15 protein-coding genes are annotated in these 23,329 nt (G+C 60.3%); 3 read left to right on the top strand and 12 right to left on the bottom strand.

What is annotated here, in order from left to right; translation table 11 throughout:
- Window positions 1-14: 14 nt before the first annotated feature.
- From yccS to betI, 9 genes are all read right to left on the bottom strand, one after another.
- Window positions 15-2,198 (bottom strand): YccS family putative transporter, encoded by a 2,184-nt coding sequence (gene yccS / locus ACA074_RS25895; RefSeq protein ID WP_489879346.1) that lies wholly within the window; start codon window positions 2,196-2,198, stop codon window positions 15-17.
- Between the two features lie 300 nt (window positions 2,199-2,498).
- Complete coding sequence (locus ACA074_RS25890; protein WP_187679686.1) at window positions 2,499-3,677, bottom strand: BaiN/RdsA family NAD(P)/FAD-dependent oxidoreductase; 1,179 nt, start codon at window positions 3,675-3,677, stop codon at window positions 2,499-2,501.
- Between the two features lie 153 nt (window positions 3,678-3,830).
- The gene (gene dbpA / locus ACA074_RS25885; protein WP_238156321.1) at window positions 3,831-5,168 is read right to left on the bottom strand and encodes an ATP-dependent RNA helicase DbpA; all 1,338 of its coding nucleotides are present in this window, start codon (window positions 5,166-5,168) and stop codon (window positions 3,831-3,833) included.
- A gap of 128 nt (window positions 5,169-5,296) precedes the next feature.
- Complete coding sequence (gene mdtD, locus ACA074_RS25880) at window positions 5,297-6,724, bottom strand: multidrug transporter subunit MdtD (RefSeq protein ID WP_489879347.1); 1,428 nt, start codon at window positions 6,722-6,724, stop codon at window positions 5,297-5,299.
- 199 nt (window positions 6,725-6,923) lie between these two features.
- Window positions 6,924-8,261 carry a TldD/PmbA family protein gene (locus ACA074_RS25875; RefSeq protein ID WP_497678020.1) on the bottom strand — a complete coding sequence of 446 codons (1,338 nt, stop codon included), beginning with the start codon at window positions 8,259-8,261 and terminating at the stop codon, window positions 6,924-6,926.
- Window positions 8,261-9,703 carry a TldD/PmbA family protein gene (locus tag ACA074_RS25870; RefSeq protein ID WP_497678019.1) on the bottom strand — a complete coding sequence of 481 codons (1,443 nt, stop codon included), beginning with the start codon at window positions 9,701-9,703 and terminating at the stop codon, window positions 8,261-8,263. The genes ACA074_RS25875 and ACA074_RS25870 overlap by 1 nt, the downstream gene beginning before the upstream one ends.
- Before the next feature lie 255 nt (window positions 9,704-9,958).
- Entirely contained in the window at window positions 9,959-11,662 is a 1,704-nt protein-coding gene (betA, locus tag ACA074_RS25865) for a choline dehydrogenase (RefSeq protein WP_187679681.1), read from the bottom strand.
- Window positions 11,663-11,851: 189 nt separating this feature from the next.
- The gene (betB, locus tag ACA074_RS25860) at window positions 11,852-13,324 is read right to left on the bottom strand and encodes a betaine-aldehyde dehydrogenase (RefSeq protein ID WP_187679680.1); all 1,473 of its coding nucleotides are present in this window, start codon (window positions 13,322-13,324) and stop codon (window positions 11,852-11,854) included.
- Window positions 13,325-13,413: 89 nt separating this feature from the next.
- On the bottom strand, window positions 13,414-14,007 hold the full coding sequence (gene betI / locus ACA074_RS25855) for a transcriptional regulator BetI (protein WP_025108530.1): 594 nt from the start codon (window positions 14,005-14,007) through the stop codon (window positions 13,414-13,416).
- A 429-nt stretch (window positions 14,008-14,436) separates the two neighbouring features.
- Here betI and betT point away from each other — a divergent pair, with 429 nt between their 5' ends.
- Window positions 14,437-16,434 carry a choline BCCT transporter BetT gene (gene betT / locus ACA074_RS25850; RefSeq protein WP_401272212.1) on the top strand — a complete coding sequence of 666 codons (1,998 nt, stop codon included), beginning with the start codon at window positions 14,437-14,439 and terminating at the stop codon, window positions 16,432-16,434.
- Between the two features lie 251 nt (window positions 16,435-16,685).
- Here betT and choV read toward each other — a convergent pair whose 3' ends face one another.
- The 3 genes from choV to ACA074_RS25835 all read right to left on the bottom strand — a co-directional run bounded on the left by choV (window position 16,686) and on the right by ACA074_RS25835 (window position 19,720).
- Entirely contained in the window at window positions 16,686-17,864 is a 1,179-nt protein-coding gene (gene choV, locus ACA074_RS25845; RefSeq protein WP_016772804.1) for a choline ABC transporter ATP-binding protein, read from the bottom strand.
- Entirely contained in the window at window positions 17,861-18,706 is an 846-nt protein-coding gene (gene choW / locus ACA074_RS25840) for a choline ABC transporter permease subunit (RefSeq protein ID WP_187679677.1), read from the bottom strand. The genes choV and choW overlap by 4 nt, the downstream gene beginning before the upstream one ends.
- A gap of 66 nt (window positions 18,707-18,772) precedes the next feature.
- Window positions 18,773-19,720 carry a choline ABC transporter substrate-binding protein gene (locus ACA074_RS25835; RefSeq protein ID WP_497678018.1) on the bottom strand — a complete coding sequence of 316 codons (948 nt, stop codon included), beginning with the start codon at window positions 19,718-19,720 and terminating at the stop codon, window positions 18,773-18,775.
- Between the two features lie 436 nt (window positions 19,721-20,156).
- Here ACA074_RS25835 and ACA074_RS25830 point away from each other — a divergent pair, with 436 nt between their 5' ends.
- Together ACA074_RS25830 and gbdR are read left to right on the top strand one after the other, a co-directional pair.
- Window positions 20,157-21,533: an L-serine ammonia-lyase gene (locus ACA074_RS25830; protein ID WP_401270921.1), complete on the top strand. Its 1,377-nt coding sequence runs from the start codon at window positions 20,157-20,159 to the stop codon at window positions 21,531-21,533.
- A 610-nt stretch (window positions 21,534-22,143) separates the two neighbouring features.
- Window positions 22,144-23,247 (top strand): choline metabolism transcriptional regulator GbdR, encoded by a 1,104-nt coding sequence (gbdR, locus tag ACA074_RS25825; RefSeq protein ID WP_497678017.1) that lies wholly within the window; start codon window positions 22,144-22,146, stop codon window positions 23,245-23,247.
- Window positions 23,248-23,329 lie beyond the last annotated feature (82 nt).

Genomic DNA, 23,329 nt, shown 5'->3' with positions numbered 1-23,329 from the left:
CCAGTCCGGCCACCTCAAACCTCGGCAGTGTCCTTGATTAGGTGCGCCGCCAGCGTGCGCAACGGCCCAAGCTGCCGGCAGATCAGCGCCAGTTGCGTCTGTACCAACCGCTGCCCCTCATCAATCTCATCCGGCATCTGCTCCAGCTCATTGGCCAGCGCTTCTTCTTCATCACTCTGAATCGCCACCGGCTGCTTGCTCGCCAGCCCTTGGGCGATTTCATCGATGCTCGCCGCCAGTTTCACGCCGGCACCGTCAATCAAATGTTCGCGCACATCGGCCGGCAACTGAGTCTCGCGATGCGCGCCCAGCCCTGACAGATAACTGAGCAAGGTGTGCGACAGCACCAGAAAGCGGAAGCCGACATCCGCTTCCTTCCGGAAATGCCCCGGCTCCATCAGCATGTTCGCCAGCGTCGTCGACAGCGCCGCATCGGCGTTGTGCGCGTTGCGCCGGGCCAGGCGATAAGCGAGGTCGTCGCTCTTGCCGGCGGCGTATTGCTGCATGATCTGGCGCAAGTAGATGCTGTTGCAGGTCAGGGTGTTGGCCAGCACTTTGTTCAGGCGTCGACCCTGCCAGTCCGGCAGGAACAGGAACACCGTCAGGCCGGCGATCAGGCTGCCGAGCAGGGTATCGAACAGCCGTGGCAGGAACAGCCCGTAACCGTCGCCGACCTGATTGAAGCAGAACAACACCATGATGGTGATCGCTGCCGTCGCCAGGGTGTAGCGGGTAGTGCGATTGGTAAAGAACACCACCCCGGCGGCGATGGCGAAGCACGACTGCACCAGCGGGCTCGGGAACAGATCGAACAAGGCCCACGCCACGGTCAGGCCGATGGCCGTACCGAGAATCCGCTGACCGAGTTTGCGTCGCGTCGCGCCGTAGTTCGGCTGGCAGACGAACAGCGTGGTGAGGATGATCCAGTAGCCTTGCGACGGGTGAATCAAATGCACCATGCCGTAGCCGATGCTCAATGCCAGCGGCAAACGCAGGGCGTGGCGGAACAGCAGCGAAGTCGGCGTCAGTTGTGTGCGCAGGCGAATCCACACGTCTTTCAGATTGCGTGGCGAGCGGTCGAGCAGGCTGCTGTCGGTGGCGTCGGCCAAGGCGTCGGGGTTGCTCGCATCGCTTAGCAAACGGTCGAGGGTGCCGAGGTTGGCCGCCAGTGCGCGCAGTGACCGCAGCAGGCCGCGCCAGGCCGGATTGCTCTGGATGCGCAGGTGTTCGAGGGAGGCGTCGAGGTCGCTCAGGGCTTCGGCGAAACTGGCGTCGTAGACGAACGGCTGGCGCATCTGGATCGATTCGGCCAGCGCCCGGCAGGCCTTGCCTTGCTGGCGCAGCAGGCGCTGGCAGCGGAACAGCACGTCGCTGTGGAAAAACGCATCGGCCAGTGCGTTGTACGGATAGTGCGAAGAGCTGGCGCGTTCGTGAATGTCCTGGGCGAGGAAATAAAGCTTCAGGTAACGGCTGACTTTCGAGCCGGGGCGACCGTTTCCGACCCGGTGCAGGATGATTTCCTTGGCGCTGTTCAGTGCAGCGACCACGCGGCCATTTTGCTGGGCCAGTTCCAGGCGCCGGGCTTCGACGTCCATCTGCCGGACCGGCTCGAACAGCGAGGATTTCAGCTTCAGGTAGAACCCGAGTTCACGGAATAACCGCGCCAGACTCTGCTGCACCGGCTGATTGGAAAACATCGCCTGCCACAGCACCGAGAGCAAGCCGTACCAAGCGGCGCCCGCCACCAGCAGCATCGGTTCATGCCAGAAATCGATCACCGCGCCACCGCGCTGATCGACGCCGATCATCGTGTACACGGAGAGAATCAAGGTCGCCGACGCGATCGCACCATAACGCTCACCGAGCGCACCGAGCATGGTCAGGCCGAAACTGGCCAGTGCCAGAGCGACGGCAAACACGATGGGGTAGGGGAAGAGTAATTCCACCGACAGCGCGGCGATGCTGAAACACACCAGCGTCACGGCGAGTGCGTTGAGGCGGCCCTGCCAACTGTCGTCGGTCTCGGCCAGGGCGCTGGCGATAATCCCCAGGAACAACGGGATCAGCAGCCCCATTTCATCCTGATACCAACACAGCGCCATGCTGCCGGTCAGGGCGATGAACACCCGCACGCTATAGCTGAATTTATCCAGCGCCCACAGGCGCCGCAAAGACTGACGAAACGAGGTAGAGGACATGAAGTGCGAAGGCCTTCCGAGGCGATGCCGCTAAATTGAGCCAGTAATGACGCCGACGCAATGGCGCCGATCACATCTGACAGCAAAAAGTGTTCCTTGATTGATGGGCATTGAAGGCCTGTATTGAAACTGTGGCGAGGGGATTTATCCCCGATGGGGTGCGCAGCGCCCCCAAATCTGTCACCTCAGTTTGTCAGACGGACCGCATTCAGGCTTTTTGGGGGTGCAGCACACCCCAATCGGGGATAAATCCCCTCACCACAAAAGCTCGCTCCCACAGGGTTTTGCATTGGGTTTGGATCAGACGTACTGCGCAGCCGCGTAACCCGAGGCCCAGGCCCACTGGAAGTTGAAGCCGCCCAGATGGCCGGTGACGTCGAGCACTTCGCCGATGAAGTACAGGCCAGGGCTTTTCAGCGATTCCATGGTCTTGGAGGAGACTTCGCGAGTATCGACCCCACCCAGCGTAACTTCGGCGGTGCGATAACCTTCGGTGCCGGCCGGAACGACTTTCCAGCTCCCCAGCTTGTCGGCGATTTCCGCCAGCTCGGCATGGGTGTATTGCTTCATCGGTTTGGAGACGAACCAGTTGTCCGCCAGCAGATTGGCCATCTTCTTGGTGAAGATTTCACCGAGCAGGGTTTTCAGTTCGCTGTTCGGGCGTTCGGCCACTTGCTGTTGCAGCCATGTAGCCGCGTCGTGATCCGGCAGCAGATTGATCTCCACCGTGTCGCCGGATTCCCAGAACGACGAGATCTGCAAGATCGCCGGCCCACTGAGCCCGCGATGGGTGAACAGGATGTTCTCGCGAAAACTCTGGTCGTTGCAGCTCACCAGACAATCCACGGAAGTGCCGGACAGCTCCGTGCACAAGTCCTTGAGCTGATCGGTGATGGTGAACGGCACCAGGCCGGCGCGGGTCGGCAGCAGTTCGTGGCCGAACTGTTTGGCCACCTGATAACCGAAACCGGTGGCGCCTAGCGTGGGGATCGACAGACCGCCGGTGGCGATCACCAGCGACTGGCACTGGATCTGGCCGAGGGTGGTGTCGAGCAGGTAACCGCTCTCGATTTTTTCGATGGTCTGGATCGAGGTATCGAGGTGCAACTCGACGCCGACCTGATCGCACTCGTCCAGCAGCATGCCGAGGATGTCGCTGGACTTGTTATCGCAAAACAACTGGCCGAGTTTTTTCTCGTGATACGGCACGGCGTGCTTGCCGACCATGCCGATGAAATCCCACTGGGTGTAGCGTGCCAGTGCGGATTTGCAGAAGTGCGGGTTTTGCGAAAGGAAATTGCTTGGTTCGGTGTACATGTTGGTGAAATTGCAGCGACCACCGCCCGACATCAGGATTTTCTTGCCGGCCTTGTTCGCATGGTCGAGCAGCAGTACCTGACGGCCACGCCCGGCGGCGGTCAGTGCACACATCAATCCAGCGGCGCCAGCGCCAATGATCACGACTTCGGTAGAGCGCAAAACGGTGTCCTCTTGGTGGATCGCTACAAAACAAACTGTGGGAGCGAGCCTGCTCGCGAAAGCGGTGTGTCATTCAACACTGATGTCGACTGACAGATTGCATTCGCGAGCAGGCTCGCTCCCACAGGGGATCTCCTTTGGATGGAAGATTGTTTACAAGATACGCACACGCAACGAACGGCCCTTGATCTTGCCGTCGTTCAAACGCTGCAAGGCTTGCATGGCCACGGTGCGTTCAACGGCCACGTAGGCCTGGAAATCGAAGATTGCGATCTTGCCGACCTGAGCGCCGGGAATGCCGGCGTCGCCAGTCAGAGCACCGAGGATGTCGCCCGGACGCACTTTGTCTTTACGGCCAGCGCCGATGCACAGGGTGGTCATCGGCGGCTGCAGCGGGGCGAGGCCCTGGGACTTGAGGTTGTCGACCTGATCCCAGTTCAGCGGGGATTTCTGCAGTTGCTCGATGGCCTGCGCGCGGTGCGCTTCGCCCGGTGCAACGAGGCTGATCGCAATGCCTTTCTCGCCGGCACGACCGGTACGGCCAACGCGGTGAATGTGGATTTCCGAGTCGCGGGCCAGTTCGACGTTGATCACCATGTCCAGTGCATCGATGTCCAGACCACGGGCGGCAACGTCGGTGGCGACCAGTACCGAAGTACTGCGGTTGGCGAACATTGCCAGCACCTGATCGCGGTCACGCTGTTCCAGATCGCCGTGCAAGCCGACGGCGGAAATGCCCTTGGCGGTCAGGTGGTCGACGGTTTCCTGCACCTGCTGCTTGGTGAAACAGAACGCCACGCAGGAGGCCGGACGGAAGTGGTGCAGGACTTTGGTCACTGCACTCATACGGTCTTCCGGGGAAATCTCGTAGAAACGCTGCTCGATCTGCGTGTCATCGTGGAACGCTTCGGCCTTGACCGTTTGCGGGTCACGCATGAATTTCGAGGCCAGTTGCTTGATGCCCACCGGGTAAGTGGCGGAGAACAGCAGGGTCTGACGACGCTCTGGGGTTTTGACGATGATGTCTTCGATGGCGTCGTAGAAACCCATGTCGAGCATGCGGTCGGCTTCGTCGAGGATCAGCGTGTTCAGGCCATCAAGTACCAGCGAACCCTTGCGCAGATGCTGCTGAATGCGTCCCGGGGTGCCGACGATGATGTGTGCGCCGTGTTCCAGCGAAGCGATCTGCGGGCCGAACGACACGCCGCCGCACAGGGTCAGGACTTTGATGTTGTCTTCGGCACGGGCCAGACGACGGACTTCCTTGGCGACCTGGTCGGCCAGCTCACGGGTCGGGCAGATCACCAGCGCCTGGCAACCGAAGTAGCGCGGGTTGATCGGGTTGAGCAGGCCGATGCCGAACGCAGCGGTTTTGCCGCTGCCGGTTTTGGCCTGGGCGATCAGGTCCATCCCCTTGAGGATCACCGGCAAGCTCTGCGCCTGGATCGGCGTCATTTGGGCATAACCGAGGGATTCGAGGTTAGCCAGCATGGCGGCGGACAGCGGCAGAGTATTAAAAGCGGTGGCGATGGTGGTCACGGGACTGGCCTGCAAAACAAAATGTCGCGCAGTGTAGCAGCCCCGTGCCACTTTCCTCGAAAGTTCTGGACGAACAGTGATTAATGTTCGATGTGTTCTTCCGGACGTTTGGCGCGCCGGCCATCTTCTTTCGACAGTTGCGAGAAGATCGTCGCGGCGAGCATCGCCATGATTCCGACCGTCACAAAGGTCAACTGGAAGGCACCCAGCACGGTTTCCACGCCATCGTTGCCGATCTCCGCCGTAAAACCGCCGAGCAATGCACCGGCGCACGCCACACCGAGACTCAACGACAACTGCGCGACCACCGACAGCAGACTGTTGCCGCTACTGGCGCTGGCGTCATCGAGGTCGATCAGGGTCACGGTGTTCATCGCGGTGAATTGCAGCGAGTTGATCGCGCCGAGCACCGCCAGCAGGCACAAGAGCAACCAGTACGGCGTCTGCTCGCTGACCAGGCCCATGCTCGCCAGCATGATCCCCAGCGCCAGCGTGTTGCCGGTGAGAACGATGCGATAACCGAGGCGCTCAATCAGCGGCCGCGCCACCCACTTGGCGACCATCGCCGCAGCGGCCAGCGGCAGCATGCTCATCCCGGCTTGCGACGGTGAATAACCCAGCGCCACTTGCAGCAGCAACGGCACCAGAAACGGCAGGGCGCCGCTGCCCAGACGGGCGAACAGGTTGCCGAGAATGCCGACGGCAAATGTACGAGTCTTGAACAGCGATGGCGCGAACAATGGATTTTCGATATGCCCGGCGCGCAGCCAGTACGCCGCGAGACACGCCATGCCGCCGAACAGCAGCAACATCACCCGCAGGTGCGGCAGGTGCAGTTCGCCGAGGCCTTCCATGGCGATGGTGATGAGGATCATCGCCGCGCCAAACAGCAGGAAGCCGAGACTGTCGAAGCGCGTGCGCTCAGTGCCGCGCAGATCGGGAATGAATTTCCATACCGCGTAACAACCGATCACGCCCACCGGCAGGTTGATCAGGAAGATCCAGTGCCACGTCAGGTACTCCACCATCCAGCCGCCCATGGTCGGGCCGATCAGTGGGCCGAGCAGGCCGGGAATGGTGATGAAGCCCATGATCCGCACCAGTTCGGATCGCGGATAGGCACGCAGCACCACCAGTCGCCCGACCGGCAGCATCAGCGCACCGCCCAGGCCCTGAATCACCCGGGCCCCGACCAGCATGCTCAAGCTGCTCGACAGCGCGCAGAGCAGCGAGCCGAGGCTGAACAGCAGGATCGCGCCGAAGAAGATTTTCTTGGTGCCGAAGCGGTCGGCGATCCAGCCGGAAGCGGGGATCAACAACGCCACGGTGAGCATGTAGGCGATGACCACGCCTTGCATGCGTAACGGGTCTTCGGCCAGATCCCGGGCCATGGCCGGCAGGGCGGTGTTGAGGATGGTCCCGTCGAGGGACTGCATGAAGAACGCGATGGCGACGACCCACGGCAACCAGCGTGCGGTGATGGCGTCGAGAGGCGGGCGGTTGGGCATGGAACCTCTTGTGGGTTAATCCGAATTCTTGTTCTGAAATGAAACCCTGTGGTGAGGGGATTTATCCCCGATGGGGCGCGTAGCGGCCCCCGCTTTTAAAATCAAATGCGGGGGCCTGCTGCGCAGTCCATCGGGGATAAATCCCCTCGCCACAAAGCTCATTCCAACATTTGATCCCCGGTGTGCCGGGGATTTATGTTTACAGCGTTAGCGTCAATCGGCTCACCAGCGCGCCCGGCAATAGCGCCGACGAAGTATTGCGCTGGCTATACGTGCTCGCCGACAACAACATCTCGCGCTCGGCGGTCAGCGCCTCCAGCTGCGAACCGAGCAGGTTGTAAGCGCTGTCATCAAAACGCATGGTGCTGACCGGCGCCTGAATCTCGCCGTTCTCGACCCAGAAGGTTGCGAAGCGAGTCATGCCGGTGAGGCGCGCCGCCGGTTGATCCGAGAAGTTCAGGTACCACAAATTGCTGATGTACAGCCCGGTGCCCAACTGCTTGAGTATCTCCGCTTGCGACAGATCACCGGCCGCCATATTCAACGCACTCGGTGCTTCACCGCCGCCGGCGCCGTTGGCGGTCAAGCCGTATTCGGCGGCACTGCGCGACCCGACCAATTGCTCGCCGGCCTTGCCTTCGATGATCAGCCGCAGATCGCTGCGCGGATAACCCTCCCCGGAAAACGCCGGGCTCAGTGAACCGCTGACTTTCTCATCCAGCGACACCAGTGGGCTGAATGTCTGATCGCCGGCATACAGCTTTTGCAGCGGGCTGCTTTTGCTGGCAATCGACTGTGCCGAGAAACCACCCCAGCACAACATGCCCATGATTTCTTCCAGTGCGGCGGGTGCCAGGTAAGCGCGGTACTGCCCCGGTGCCAGTGTGCGCAGCGGGCGACCGAGAAACTCAAGCTGCTCGCGGGCCTGCTGGAAACGCTTGGCGAAGCCTTCGCGGCTCCATTCGTGCCCGGCGTAGCTCGCCTTCACCGCTTCGCCATTTTCATGGAACAGGCTGAAGTCGAAATTGAAGCTGTTGGCCTGATGCCAGCCAAATGCACCCGCAGAGCTGGCGAAGCCACGGCTGATCGGGCCGGCCGCATAGAAGCCGACCAGATCCAGACCTTCAGCAGCAGCGCAGATTTCTGCCACGACCTGCTCGGTGTCAGGCAGCGGATGTTCCTGGATGTTCTTGCTCTGCCAGCTGTTGTGGTTGAGCAACAGATACGGATCCTGCGGCAGCAGCGGCAGGGTTTCGCGCAGTTGTTGCAGGCCTTCGGCAAGGCGTTGCAGGTCGGCTTCCTGATCACCGGACAGGGTGATGTGCAGGTCGGCGTGGCGGCCGTCGTTGATCAGTTTCAGGCCAACCTCGGCTTGCTGCACTTGCCCGGCCTGCCGCACCTTGGCGTGGTTGAAACGCACGAATGCCGAGGATTCGGCGGCGTAGCTGAGGGTGAACTGCTCGGGCTCGCGCACGCTGTCGCGCAGCCAATTGACCATGACCTTGAAGGCGTCGGACTGACTCTTCGAAATACTCATCAGGCGTCTCCCCCAAATACATCAACGTTGCTGAATACGCAGGCCGGTGAAGCGTGGCCGACGCGGATTACCTGGTTCGGTTCGCCTTTGCCGCAGTTTGGCGTGCCCAGCACCTTGACGGTGTTGGCATCGCCGACAGCGCGCAGGCTCTTCCAGAAGTGCGCGGAAATCGCCCGGTAGTTGGGGTTTTTCACCACGCCTTTGAGTTCGCCGTTTTCGATCAACTGACCCCATTCACAGCCGAACTGGAATTTGTTGCGCGCATCGTCAATCGACCACGAACGGTTGGTGCTCATCAAAATGCCGTGCTCGATGCCCTTGATCATCTGCTCAAGTGGCTGGTCGCCCGGCTCGATGTTGAGGTTGGCCATGCGGTCGATCGGCGGGCGGTTCCAGCCGCAGGCGCGGCTGTTGGCGACGCCGTCGAGCCCTGCACGGAACTGCGACAGTGCACCGCCCAATGGCCGGAGTAACAGGCCTTCGCGAATCAGGAATTGTTTGCTGGCCTTGGTGCCGTCGTCGTCATGGCCGTAGCTGGCGAGTTCTTCGGGAATACCCGGATCGAACGTCACGTTGAGCAGTTTCGAGCCGTATTGCAGGCTGCCGAAGTCGCTGGCTTTGACGAAACTGGTGCCTGCGTAATTACGTTCATCGCCGAGGATGCGGTCGAGTTCCAGCGGGTGCCCGATGGACTCGTGGATCTGCAGCATCATCTGGTCGGGCATCAGCAGCAGGTCGCGCGGGCCTTGCGGGGTGTTCGGTGCGAGCAGCAGTTGCAAGGCCTGATCGGCGACTTGCGGGCCGGCGCCGATCAGGCCGCAGCGGCTGATCACATCCGCGCCGCCCTGCTGGCCGAAGTTCTCACGGCCGAGGCTGCGGGTCTGGCTGTCGTTGCCGTCGTAGGCGGTGACGTCGAGGCTCGGGTAGACGAAGCGCTGGGCCTGGCGCAGTTCGGCGCCGGCGCTGCTCAGGTAGATCTGCTCGACGTGGGTGATGCCGATGCTCACTTCCCAATTCACCAGGCGCTCATCCTTTGGCACCGAGGCGGATTCGGCGCCGAGCAGCTCAAAGCATTCGCTCAGGGACGGGAAGGGTTGGTCAAGATTGGGTGAAAAGTAATCGGCGCGGTCGCTCGAAACCGGCTGATCGTGCAGGTCGAGCAAGGCGTGGGGCTTGAGCGCCCGGGCCTGCTGTTCGGCGCGCTCAAGGGCGGCTTGCAGGCCTTGTTGCGAGAGGTCGTTGGTGGCCGCGTAGGCCTCGACACCGTTGACCCGCACCGTGAGCATCGCCCCTTCGTCGCGGCTCAGGCTCGGCGGTTCGGCAACGTTCTTGCGCACCGACAGGTACTGGCCGGACTCGCGTACATACCGCAGGGAAAAGAATTCAGCGCCCGTGCGCAAGGCAGCGAAGCGCTGCTTGAGCTGGGGGTGGAAATCGAACATTCGGGAACCTCCTTGTTATGGAGTAGCGGGGCATTGCGATTCGGCGGGGAGGGGGGAAGCGGTCGCGCGAGGTCTAGAGTAGGCCTGCGTGGGGGTAGGATCAAGTGAAGAGGGGGTGTAGGAGGATTTACTTGAAGCAGAGGGATTTGTGCTGAATGTGAGGGCCCCTTCGCGAGCAGGCTCGCTCCCACATTTGAAATGCATTCCAATGTGGGAGCGAGCCTGCTCGCGAAGGCCGCGCCTCGGTATTACGTCTTACTGAGCAACAGGCGTGATATCACGCATCGGTTTGCCCTTCACTGGCGCATCGCCCGCAACGTAGTAAGCAGCGGTGCTACGCGGCAGCGGCTGGCGGCCACGGATCTTGTCGGCGATTTTCTCGGCCATCATGATCGTCGGCGCGTTCAGGTTGCCGGTGGTGATGATCGGCATGATCGACGCATCGACCACACGCAGGCCTTGCATGCCGTGCACACGACCTTCGCCATCGACCACAGCCATCTCGTCGGTGCCCATCTTGCACGAGCAGGACGGGTGGAACGCGGTTTCGGCGTGCTCACGAATGAACTTGTCCAGCTGTTCATCAGTTTGCACGTCGATGCCCGGGCTGATTTCGCGGCCACGGAAGGCGTCCAGTGCAGGCTGTTGCATGATTTCACGGGTCAGGCGGATGCCGTCGCGGAATTCCTGCCAGTCCTGCTCGGTGGCCATGTAGTTGAACAGGATGCTCGGATGCTGACGCGGATCCTTGGATTTGACCTGGATGCGACCACGGCTTGGCGAACGCATGGAACCCATGTGCGCCTGGAAGCCGTGCTCTTTCACACCGTTGCTGCCGTTGTAGTTAATCGCGACCGGCAGGAAGTGGTACTGGATGTTCGGCCATTCGAATTCCGGACGCGAACGGATGAAACCGCCGGCCTCGAACTGGTTGCTGGCGCCGATGCCGGTGCCGTTGAACAGCCATTCGGCACCGATGGCTGGCTGGTTGTACCAGAGCAGCGACGGGTACAGCGAAACCGGTTGGGTGCAAGCGTATTGCAGGTACAGCTCAAGGTGGTCCTGCAGGTTTTCACCAACGCCCGGCAGATCGTGGACGACTGGAATGTCGAGGCTTTCCAGCAGCTTCGCCGGGCCTACGCCGGAACGCTGCAGAACCTGCGGCGAAGCGATGGCGCCGGAGCACAGCAACACTTCTTTGCGCGCTTTGACTTCAACGCGTTCTTCAGCATCGCCGACCAGGTAGCGCACGCCGACCGCACGCTTGCCTTCGAACAGGATCTTGTCGGTCAGGGCGTGGGTGACGATGGTCAGAGTCGAACGCTTTTTAGCGGTGTCGAGGTAACCACGGGCGGTGGAAGCACGACGGCCATTCGGCGTTACGGTGCGGTCCATCGGGCCGAAACCTTCCTGCTGGTAACCGTTCAAGTCTTCGGTGCGCGGGTAGCCGGCTTGTACGCCAGCTTCAACCATGGCGTGGAACAGCGGGTTGTTACCCGCCTTCGGCGTGGTCACGCTGACCGGGCCTTCGCCACCGTGGTAGTCGTTCGGGCCGATGTCACGGGTTTCGGCTTTGCGGAAGTACGGCAGGCAGTCGAGGTACGACCAGTTTTCCAGGCCTGGCAGTTTCGCCCAACCGTCGTAGTCCATCGCGTTGCCGCGGATGTAGCACATGCCGTTGATCAGCGAGGAACCGCCGAGGCCTTTGCCGCGACCGCATTCCATCCGGCGACCGTCCATGTGTGGCTCTGGATCGGTTTCGTAGGCCCAGTTGTAGCGACGGCCTTGCAGCGGGAACGCCAGGGCGGCCGGCATTTGCGTGCGGAAGTCTAAACGGTAGTCCGGGCCGCCTGCTTCGAGCAGCAGAACGGTGACGCCTTCGTCTTCAGTCAGACGGGTCGCCAGGGTGTTACCGGCCGAGCCGGCACCGATGATGATGTAATCGAATTCTTGGGACATTGAATGCACCCTCTTTGAAGTTGGTCAGGTCAAGATCGCCGGGACCCTGCAAAGCCTGTGGTGAGGGGATTTATCCCCGATGGGCTGCGCAGCAGTCCTGAAATCAGCGATTGAGATCTATCTGGAGAACTGCAGGGTCTGGAAGGGGGCTGCTTCGCAGCCCATCGGGGATAAATCCCCTCGCCACAATCAGAACACCGAGACGTAATCGCCCAGCTCGACCTGTACCGATTTGATGCGAGTGAAGTTGTTCAGCGAGCTGATGCCGTTCTCACGACCCACGCCCGACTGCTTGTAACCGCCCACCGGCATTTTTGCGTCGGACTCGCCCCAGGCGTTGATCCAGCAGATGCCGGCTTCCAGTTGATGAATCACGCGGTGAGCGCGGTTCAGGTCTTTGGTGACGATACCGGCGGCCAGGCCGAAGTCGGTGTCGTTGGCGCGGCGGATCACTTCTTCTTCGGTTTCGTAGGAGAGGATCGCCATGACCGGGCCAAAGATTTCTTCACGGACGATGGTCATGTCGTCGGTGCAATCGGTGAACACGGTCGGAGCAACGAATGCGCCTTTGGCGAATTCGCCGTCGGTCAGACGCTCGCCGCCACACAGGACACGGGCACCTTCTTCTTTACCCTTGGCGATGTAACCCAGCACGCTTTCCATGTGCGGGAAGCTGACCAGTGGGCCGAAGTTGGTGTTTTCGTCTTCCGGGTTGCCGACGCGGATGCGTGCAACGCGCTCAACGATCTTGGCTTCGAAAGCAGCTTTCAGGTGGCTAGGCACGAATACGCGAGTACCGTTGGTGCAAACCTGACCGGAGCTGTAGAAGTTGGCCATCATCGCGGTGTCGGCAGCGCGATCGAGGTCGGCGTCGTCGAAGATGATCAGCGGGGATTTGCCGCCCAGTTCCATGGTCACGTCTTTGAGCGACGAAGCCGAAGCGCTGGCCATTACTTTCTTGCCGGTGTCGGTGCCGCCAGTGAACGAGATCTTCTCGATGCGCGGGTGCTCGGTCAGCCAGGTGCCGACTTCACGGCCGCTGCCGGTCAGCACGTTGAACACGCCATTCGGTACGCCGGCTTCGGTGTAGATCTCGGCCAGTTTCAGGGTGGTCAGCGAGGTGACTTCGCTTGGCTTGAAGATCATCGCGTTACCGGCCGCCAGGGCTGGAGCGGATTTCCACAGCGCGATCTGGATCGGGTAGTTCCACGCGCCGATACCGGCAACCACGCCCAGCGGCTCGCGACGGGTGTAGACGAAAGCGGTGTCACGCAGCGGGATCTGCTCACCTTCGATGGCGGGTACCAGGCCTGCGTAGTATTCCAGCACGTCAGCGCCGGTGACGATGTCGACGTACTTGGTTTCGGAGAAGGCTTTACCGGTGTCCAGAGTTTCCAGAGCAGCCAGTTCATCGTTGCGCTCGCGCAGGATGTCGACGGCGCGACGCAGGATGCGCGAACGCTCCATGGCGGTCATCGCGGCCCAGATTTTCTGGCCCTTTTCGGCGCTGACCACAGCACGCTCGACGTCTTCCTTGGTCGCACGTTGCACTTTGGCGAGGACTTCACCGTTCGCCGGGTTGATGGCTTCGAAGGTGGCATCGCTGCCAGCGTCGGAGTACGCGCCATCGATGTAGAGTTTTTGCAGTTCGAAACGGGCCATAGTGTCCTCGCAAGTGCATTAGTGGTTGGCGTTGACCACCGCGATGACGCTGCGGTGGCGGTTCAGGGGCTGAGCGTTTTCTCTGTGCTCTAGCTCACCTGCTTGGCCAATTGGAAATCCATGTATTCGTAAGCGATCTGTTGCGCCTGCGCCGTGTCGAAAGCGTCTCCCGACAGCGCACCGCGCAACCACAAACCGTCGATGAGGGCTGCGAGACCCCGGGCGGCGCTGCGCGCATCTTCGAGCGGCAACACGCGGCGGAACTCGCAGCACAGGTTGGAATACAGACGGTGATCGTTGATCCGCTGCAACCTGTGCAAAGACGGCTGGTGCATGCTGGTGGCCCAGAAGGCCAGCCAGGTTTTCATTGCCGGGCCATTGACCTGGCTGGCGTCGAAGTTGCCTTCGATGATCACCTGCAGATGCGCCCGTGGGCTGCTGTCTGCCAGCGCCTGACGGCGCGCGGTGACGTTCTCGCTGAGGACATTCATCAGATACCGCATCGTGGCGGCAATCAGGCCGTTCTTGTCCTGAAAGTAATGACTGATGATGCCATTCGAGACACCGGCCAAACGGGCGATCAGCGCAATGCTGGCGTCCCCCATTCCGACCTGATCGACCGCTTGCAACGTGGCTTCGATCAGTTGTTGGCGGCGGATGGGTTGCATACCGACCTTGGGCATCTTGCACATCTCCTTAGGCCTTCCGACGGGCGATGAACGCTTATCGGATTGAGGGCCAGTCTATTTTGTTTTGATTGAACGTTCAATCAACAAAGAATAAGATCTGCGACAAATCGTCGCTGCCTACAGATATTTCCTACACGTAAGTGGCGATAAAACCGACATCCGAAAATGCTTGAAACCTGCGTGGGGCATGGCGCGGTTCGCTGTTCGATGGACGTGTTGAATGGGCAAGACGCTCAGGGCCAGGTTTCGGATGAACGTCCGCACTGCTTTGGCCACGAAAGCGATTCGCAGCGCCATTTCGGCAGGTTCGGGCTTTTTTCGGGGTGTCTTTATATCACCCGCCGGTCGGCTGCCAACTAACCGATTGGTCGGGTTCCGTGTTGCCTTGTGTTCTTCTCTCGCACTGCCTGGAGCATTTGTGCCATGAGTTCTGCCTCGCTTATAAAGACCCCGCCCGAGAAGGTGACGGTCAACGGTTGGGTGTTTTACACCTCTACCGCGCTGATTCTGTTGTTGACCGCCATTCTGATCATCGCCCCGCAAGAGGCCGGCAGATTGTTGGGTATCGCTCAGGCCTGGTTGTCGCGCAGCTTCGGCTGGTACTACATGGTGGTGATCGCCGCTTACCTGGTGTTTGTGGTGGGCCTGGCGTTTTCCTCCTACGGCAAACTCAAACTGGGCAGCAAGGACGACACCCCGGATTTCAGTTACGGCGCCTGGGCGGGGATGCTGTTCTCGTCGGGTATCGGTATCTCGCTGCTGTACTTCGGTGCCTCCGAGCCGCTGGATCACTACTTCAATCCGCCGGAAGGCGCCTCGGCCACCAACATGGCCGCGCGTCAGGCGGTGCAACTGACGTTCCTGCACTGGGGCCTGCACGGCTGGGCAATCTACGCACTGGTCGGTCTGGCTGTTGCTTACTTTGCCTATCGTCATAACCAGCCGCTGGCCCTGCGTTCGGCGCTGTATCCGCTGGTGGGCGAGCGTTGGGTCAAAGGCGCGGCCGGTCACGCTGTAGACGGCTTCGGCATGTTCGTGACCCTGCTGGGTCTGGTGACCAACCTGGGGATCGGCTCGCTGCAAGTGTCCTCGGGCCTGGAAAACCTGTTCGGCATGGAACACAGCAACACCAATTTGCTGATCGTGATCATCGTGATGAGCACCGTAGCGACCATCGCTGCCGTGTCCGGTGTGGAAAACGGCATCCGTCGTCTGTCCAACCTGAACATCGTGCTGTTCAGCGGTCTGCTGATTTTCGTTCTGCTGTTTGGCCCGACGCTGCACCTGCTCAACGGCTTCGTACAGAACATCGGTGATTACCTCAACGGCATCGTCCTGAAAACGTTCGACCTTTATGTGTACGAAGGCAGTGGCGAGAAATCCGAACGCTGGATGGGCCTGTGGACTCTGTTCTACTGGGCGTGGTGGATTTCCTGGGCACCATTCGTAGGCATGTTCATCGCGCGTATTTCCCGTGGTCGTACCGTGCGTGAACTGGTCGCCGGCGTGCTGCTGATTCCGCTGGGCTTCACCTTGGCCTGGCTGTCGATCTTTGGTAACTCGGCACTCGATCTGGTGATGAATCAGGGGGCGGTTGAGTTGGGCAAGACGGCGCTGGAACAGCCGTCGATGGCGATCTATCAGTTGCTTGAGCACTACCCGGCGTCGAAAGTCGTCATCGGTGTGTCGATCTTTGTCGGTTTCGTGCTGTTCCTGACCCCGGCCGACTCCGGCGCGGTAATGATGGCCAACCTGTCCTGCAAGGGCGGCAACGTCGACGAAGATGCGCCGCACTGGCTGCGGATCTTCTGGTCGGCGGTGATCACCCTGGTGACCATCGGTCTGCTGTTCGCCGGTAACTTCGAAGCCATGCAAACCATGGTGGTGCTGGCCGGTCTGCCGTTCTCGGTGGTGTTGGTGTTCTTCATGTTTGGCCTGCACAAGGCGATGCGTCAGGACGTGCAGATCGAACAGGAGCAAGCGCAACTGGCTGAGCGCGGTCGTCGTGGTTTCAGCGAGCGTCTGACGCAACTGGATCTGCAACCGAGCCAATCGGTGGTGCAGCGTTTCATGGACAAACAGGTCAGCCCGGCGCTGGAAGATGCGGCTGCGCAAATGCGTGCGCAGGGTCTGGAAGTGCAAACGTTGTTGGGTAAATCCAAACGTTGCATGGGCGTGCGCATCGAGATGGAAGAGGGCAACCCTTTCGTTTACGAAGTGAGCCTGGATGGCTATCTGGCGACCCCGACTGAATCGATCGAGTCTGAAGAGGCGCGTCAGCGTTTCTATCGCGCCGAGGTGTATCTGCACAACGGCAGTCAGGATTACGACCTGATGGGCTTCACGCAGGATCAGATCACGCGGGATGTGCTCGATCAGTTTGAAAGCCATCGGCAGCTCCTTGGCCGGGTGTACAGCTAACGCCTGAGGTCGGCGGTGTGGTGAGTACACCGCCGAACTATTGTGGCGAGGGGATTTATCCCCGATGGGGCGCGAAGCGGCCCCAAGTCGTCAACCGCGGTCATCCAGAACAACCGCGTTTGACGGTTTCAGGACTGCTCCGCAGCCCATCGGGGATAAATCCCTTCACCACAGGTTCTCTGTTTGCAGCTGAATATATGCACTAACAAAAACGCCGCGATCCTCTCGCGGCGTTTTTGTGTGTGGGGTGTTTAGCCCAGGTTCTTGCCCAGCAACGCGTGATACAACTCGCTGTCGCCCAGAATCCCCACCACATGATTGTTATCGTGCAGCACCAGTTTGTTGCCGGTCTGATAACGAATCTGCAATGCATCACGCATGCCTATATTCGAATCCACCAGCGTCGGCTTGCGCTCCAGCCCTTCTACCGCTTGCCCCGGTGCCCAGTTCTGCAGGTTCAGCACCGAACCGTTCTGCCGTGCACCCTTGATGGTGTTGCCTTCGGCCAGGTCCAGCCACGAGTCGCCGCCCGGATCGAGGCATACCGAACCGTTGATGCGTTTGCACTTGTCCAGCGTGCGCATCAGGCTGCGACCGCAGAGCACGTTGAGCGGATTGGTGTGCGCCACGAATGTACGCACATAGTCATCCGCCGGGTTCAGCACGATCTCTTCCGGCACGCTGTACTGGATGATCCGGCCGTCCTTCATGATCGCGATGCGGCTGCCGAGTTTCAGCGCCTCGTCGAGGTCGTGGCTCACAAACACGATGGTCTTGCTCAGCTTGCGTTGCAGTTCCAGCAGTTCGTCTTGCAGGCCTTGGCGGATCAGCGGGTCGAGTGCCGAGAACGGTTCGTCCATCAACAGAATATCGGCGTCCATCGCCAGCGCACGGGCCAGGCCCACGCGTTGCTGCATGCCGCCGGAGAGTTCGTCAGGCTTCTTGTTGCGCCATTGGGTCAGGCCCACCAGTTCGAGTTTTTCATCGACCAGTTTCTTGCGTTCCTTCTCCGGTCGACCCTGCATTTCCAGACCGAAGCTGATGTTCTCGCGCACGGTCAGCCACGGCATCAGGGCGAACTTCTGGAACACCATGGCGATGCGTTTAGTACGCATCATTTTCAGTTCTGCCGGGGTGCAGGAAGCGATGTCGATCTGACGGTTCTCATGCTCGACAAACAACTTGCCGCGACTCACGGTGTTGAGACCGTTGATGCAGCGCAACAGGCTCGACTTGCCGGAACCGGACAAGCCCATCAGTACGCAGATTTCGCCTTTGTTGATGTCCAGCGTGGCTTTTTCCACACCGACAATTTGCCCGGTCTTTTTCAGAATCTCGTTACGGGTCATGCCCTGATCCAGCAGCTTGAGTGCCTCGCGTGGATCTTTGGAGAAGATTACGTCGACGTCTTCGAAGCGAATTATGCTCATGCGTCACCCCCTACTTTAGCGTCGGGTTGTTTGCAGATACGGTCGAGCATGATCGCCAGCAGTACGATCGCCAGGCCTGCTTCGAAGCCCAGGGCGATATCAGCAGTGTTCAGTGCGTTGACCACCGGTTTGCCGAGTCCGTCGGCGCCCACCAGTGCCGCGATCACCACCATCGACAGCGACAGCATGATGCACTGGGTGATGCCGGCCGCGATGCTCGGCATGGCGTGAGGCAGTTCGATCCGTGAGAGCAATTGGCGACGCGAGCAGCCGAAGGCCTTGCCGGCGTCCATCAGTTCTTGTGGGACATCGCGGATGCCCAGGTAGGTCAGGCGGATCGGCGCAGCGATGGCGAACACCACCGTGGAGATCAGGCCTGGCACCACACCCAGCCCGAAGAGGGTCAGGGTAGGAATGAGGTAAACGAAGGTCGGTACGGTCTGCATCAGATCGAGTACCGGACGCATCACTGTGTAGAACATCGGTTTGTGCGCGGCGACGATGCCCAACGGCACGCCGATGACCACGCAGACCAGGGTCGCGAACATGACCTGGGCGAGGGTTTCCATGGTTTCCTGCCAGTAGCCCAGATTGAGGATCAGCAGAAAGGACGCAATCACAAAAACAGTCAGCCCCCATTTGCGCTGGATGAAATGGGCGAGGAGGGCAATGAGGCCGATCAAGACGAAAGGGTTGAACCAGGTGAGCGCAAACGTCACGCCGTGGATCATCGTTTCCAGCGTCACGGCGATGGCGTCGAAGGTGTTGGCGCCGTGTTGCGTCAACCATTCAACGAAGCCCGCGATGTACTGGCCTAAAGGTATTTTCTGATCAATCAGCATGGTAGTGAACGTCCGCATGCAAGGAAATAAACAGCCCGGACGGCCGGAGCCGTCCGGCATAAGCGATTACTGAGCAATCTTGGCTTTCACGGCCTCCAGGCCAGGTTTACCGTCAATGGTGGTCACGCCAGCGAGCCAGGTATCGAGCAGTTGTGGATTCTTTTTCAGCCAGGCCTTGGCGGCCGCGTCAGGCTTCATCTTGTCGTCGAGGATGTTGCCCATCAGTTCACTTTCCATGTCGACAGTGAACTCCAGGTTCTTCAGCAACTGGCCGACGTTGCTGCACTCGGTGGCGTAGCCCTTGCGGGTGTTGGTCGCCACAGTTGCGGCACCGAAATCAGGGCCGAAGAATTCGTCACCACCAGTCAGGTACTGGATCTTGAAGCGCTTGTTCATCGGGTGCGGCGCCCAGCCGAGGAACACCACTTCGGTGCCACGCCGAGACGCACGGTCAACCTGCGAGAGCATGCCCGCTTCGGAGGATTCGACGACTTTGAAGCCGGCGGTTTTCAGGCCGAAGGCGTCCTTGTCGATCATGCTCTGGATCAGACGGTTGCCGTCGTTGCCAGGCTCGATGCCGTAGATCTTGCCGTCGAGTTCTTTCTTGAATTTGGCGATGTCGGCGAAGTCATGCAGACCTTTGTCGTACAGGGCTTGCGGCACGGCGAGGGTGTACTTGGCGCCCGTGAGGTTGGTGCGCACGGTTTCCACGGTGCCGGCTTCGCGGTAGGCCTTGATGTCGTTTTCCATAGTCGGCATCCAGTTGCCGAGGAACACGTCCATGTTCTTGCCGTCGGCCAGCGACTTGTAGGTCACGGGCACGGAGATCATGGTGGTCTTGGTCTTGTAACCGAGGGCGTTGAGCACGACGGAGGTGGTTGCGGTGGTGGCGGTGATGTCGGTCCAGCCGACATCGGAGAAGTTAACGGTACTGCACTGCGCCGGTTCTGCGGCTTGAGCCAGTAACGGCAGACTCAGCATGGCGGCCAACAACAACGACGGGGAACCTTTCATGGATGGACTCCTTGGTGTTTTTTTTGGCAGTGTTCCGACTGTGGACCACCGCACTTATAGGTTGCGGTTGGATGGCGTTCTGGAGACAGCTCTACCACGGCGCCTTGCAATCGAGTCATAACGATCATGTACCAGTGAAAATCTGACGCCTACAGGGGGCGTCGTATCCAGTACAGGGATGGTCGCATCCAGTGTCAGTGACGTCGTTTACAGCTTTTTTCAGCCCCGTTTGGCCATCTGAACCGCATAAAAACGGCGAAAACCGGGGGCGAAAGCGCTACGGCGTTAGTGGGCATGAGTGCGTCGGTGTCAGACGCCGTGCGACCCGACAAAAGCCTGATGATGCCGGCATTCCGGCGGATCGCAGCTTGAGCGTAGCAGCTCCGCCAGTGGGCGCTTCACGCCCCGGACCGGCATCCTCAGGAGCTCTGCAGCAATGGCTATCAGCGTTTTCGACCTGTTCAAAATCGGCATCGGCCCTTCCAGTTCTCACACCGTCGGGCCGATGCGCGCCGCGGCATTGTTTGTCGAGTCGCTGCGCAGCAAGCACCAGTTGGAGCACGTGCGCCGCATCGAAGTGCAACTTTTCGGTTCACTGTCGGCCACCGGCATCGGTCACGGCAGCGACAACGCGGTGATCATGGGCCTGATGGGCGAGTGGCCGGACGCAATCGACCCGTCGCAGATCGGCCCGCGCATCCAGGCCTTGCGCGAAACTCACACCCTGCTCTTGGATGGTCGCCTGTCGGTGCCGTTTGTCTGGGCTCGCGACATGCGCCTGATTGACGAAAACCTGCCATTCCACCCCAACGCCATGACCCTGGTTGCCGAAGGCGATCACGGTGAACTGCATCGCGACACCTACTATTCAGTCGGCGGCGGGTTTGTGGTGGATGAAGCGCAGGCGTCCAGCGGTGTGGTCGATCTGGATCGCACCGAGTTGCCTTATGACTTTTCCAGCGCCGTCGAGCTGCTGGAACTGTGCAAAAAGAACAACCTGCGCGTCGCCGAATTGATGATGGCCAACGAAAAGGTCTGGCGCAGTGAAGAAGAGATACGCGCTGGGCTGATGACGCTGTGGCGGGCGATGCAGGATTGCGTCGAGCAGGGCCTGAAACACGAGGGCATTCTGCCCGGTGGTTTGAATGTGCGGCGGCGCGCAGCGAAGTTGCATCGCAGTCTGCAAGAGTTGAACAAGCCCAATGTGATCGGCTCGACCCTGAGTGCGATGGAGTGGGTCAACCTGTTTGCCCTTGCCGTCAACGAAGAGAACGCCGCCGGCGGGCGCATGGTCACGGCACCGACCAATGGAGCGGCGGGGATCATCCCGGCGGTGTTGCACTACTTTATGAAGTTCAGCGAAGCGGTGACTGACGCCAACGTGGTCGATTACTTGCTGGGCGCGGCGGCGGTGGGGATTCTGTGCAAGAAGAATGCTTCGATCTCCGGCGCCGAAGTCGGTTGTCAGGGCGAGGTCGGCTCAGCCTGCGCGATGGCGGCGGCGGGGCTGGCGGAGATTCTTGGCGCCACGCCCGAGCAATTATGCAACGCAGCGGAAATCGGCCTGGAACATAACCTTGGCCTGACCTGCGATCCGGTGGGCGGGCTGGTGCAAGTGCCGTGCATCGAGCGCAACGCGATTGCGGCGGTGAAAGCGATCAACGCGGCGCAGATGGCCTTGCGCGGGGATGGTCAGCATTTCATCTCGCTCGATAGAGTGATCCGCACCATGCGTGATACCGGCGCCGACATGCATGACAAATATAAAGAGACGTCGCGGGGTGGCTTGGCCGTTAGCGCGGTTGAGTGCTGAGACAGAGGTGTCCTGTGGCGAGGGGATTTATCCCCGATGGGCTGCGAAGCAGCCCCAAATCCTGAAATCAAGTTCTGCCTGACACACCTTGGTGAATGGATTTACGGCCGCTACGCAGCCGGTCGGGGATAAATCCCCTCACCACAGGGATCCATGTTTGATTTGAAATTGCTGCAGGGCCTGGACCAGTCAAAACTGCTCGGTAAGTGAACACACATAACCGCAAGCGCCACCTTTTAGCGCGTCGCAATCAGATAAGAGTATTTCCCAGTTCCATCACCTGATTCGCCCCTCCTACCGTCCGTCACCCGTGCCTTGGGTGACACTCCCCGCCAACTGCGCGCAGGCCAGTTCCCACAAGTGCTACCGATTTGCTCACAGGCTACGGGGCAGGGCTTTCGCCATCGCTGATGGCACTTCGAAATACCTTTCGTCGGACGTCTCGAATAGACACGTCGCGACGTCGTTTTCAGGAGTTATTGAACGCTCATTCAATTTTAGGCATGGCAATTGCTCTGTCATAACAAAGCCCGTCTCCCACATGAGTACGCGGCAATAACAAGAGCCTCCGCCTGAGGCCATCACCCGCTTTGTGTGAGGAGATACCGCGATGACGTCGTTCAACTCCGGGGCTCAACCCCAGAACCGTGCGCCTCAATCCATCGGCTTTCTGCTGCTGGACAATTTCACGCTGATTTCCCTGGCCTCTGCGGTAGAACCGCTACGCATGGCCAACCAATTGTCCGGTCGCGAGCTGTATCGCTGGAGCACCCTCACCGTCGATGGCGGCCAGGTGTGGGCCAGTGACGGTCTGCAAATCACCCCCGACGCCTCCATGCACAAAGCCCCGCCCCTGGACTCCGTGATCGTCTGCGGCGGCATCGGCATTCAACGCACTGTTACCCGTGAACACGTCTCATGGCTGCAAAGCCAGGCGCGGCAGTCGAAGCGTCTCGGCGCCGTGTGCACCGGCAGTTGGGCGCTGGCCTGTGCCGGCCTGCTCGACGGTTTCGATTGCAGCGTGCACTGGGAATGTCTGGCGGCGATGCAGGAAGCTTTCCCGCGCGTGGCGATGAGCACTCGCCTGTTCACCCTCGACCGTAACCGGTTCACCAGCTCCGGCGGCACCGCGCCGCTGGACATGATGCTGCACCTGATCAGCCGCGATCACGGCCGTGAACTGTCCGCCGCAATCTCGGAGATGTTCGTCTACGAGCGCATCCGCAACGAGCAGGATCACCAGCGCGTGCCGCTCAAGCACATGCTCGGCACCAACCAGCCGAAGTTGCAGGAAATCGTCGCGTTGATGGAAGCGAATCTGGAAGAGCCGATCGATCTGGACGAACTGGCGGTGTACGTCGCCGTGTCGCGTCGACAGCTTGAGCGCCTGTTCCAGAAGTACCTGCACTGCTCGCCGTCACGCTACTACCTCAAGCTGCGTCTGATCCGCGCCCGGCAGCTGCTCAAGCAGACACCGATGTCGATCATTGAAGTGGCTTCGGTGTGTGGTTTCGTGTCGACGCCGCACTTCTCCAAGTGCTACCGCGAATACTTCGGCATTCCGCCGCGTGACGAGCGCGTGGGTTCCAATACGACACAGCAAGTGGCGATGCTGCCGCTGCCGCAGGCGATCGTGATGTCGCCGTTGTCGGGGCCGATGTCGGCGTTGAGCCAGGCGCGGAACGAGTCGACGTTTGCCAGCGTAAGGCTGTAAACCGCGGTGATGCTATCGCTGGCAAGCCAGCTCCCACAGTATCTGCGTCGGACACAAATTGTGTGTTCACCACAAATCCCTG

The organism is Pseudomonas sp. LBUM1655 (assembly GCF_059716085.1).
The sequence above is the reverse complement of the archived record's forward strand: the minus strand, read 5'-3'. Positions and strand labels throughout refer to the sequence as shown.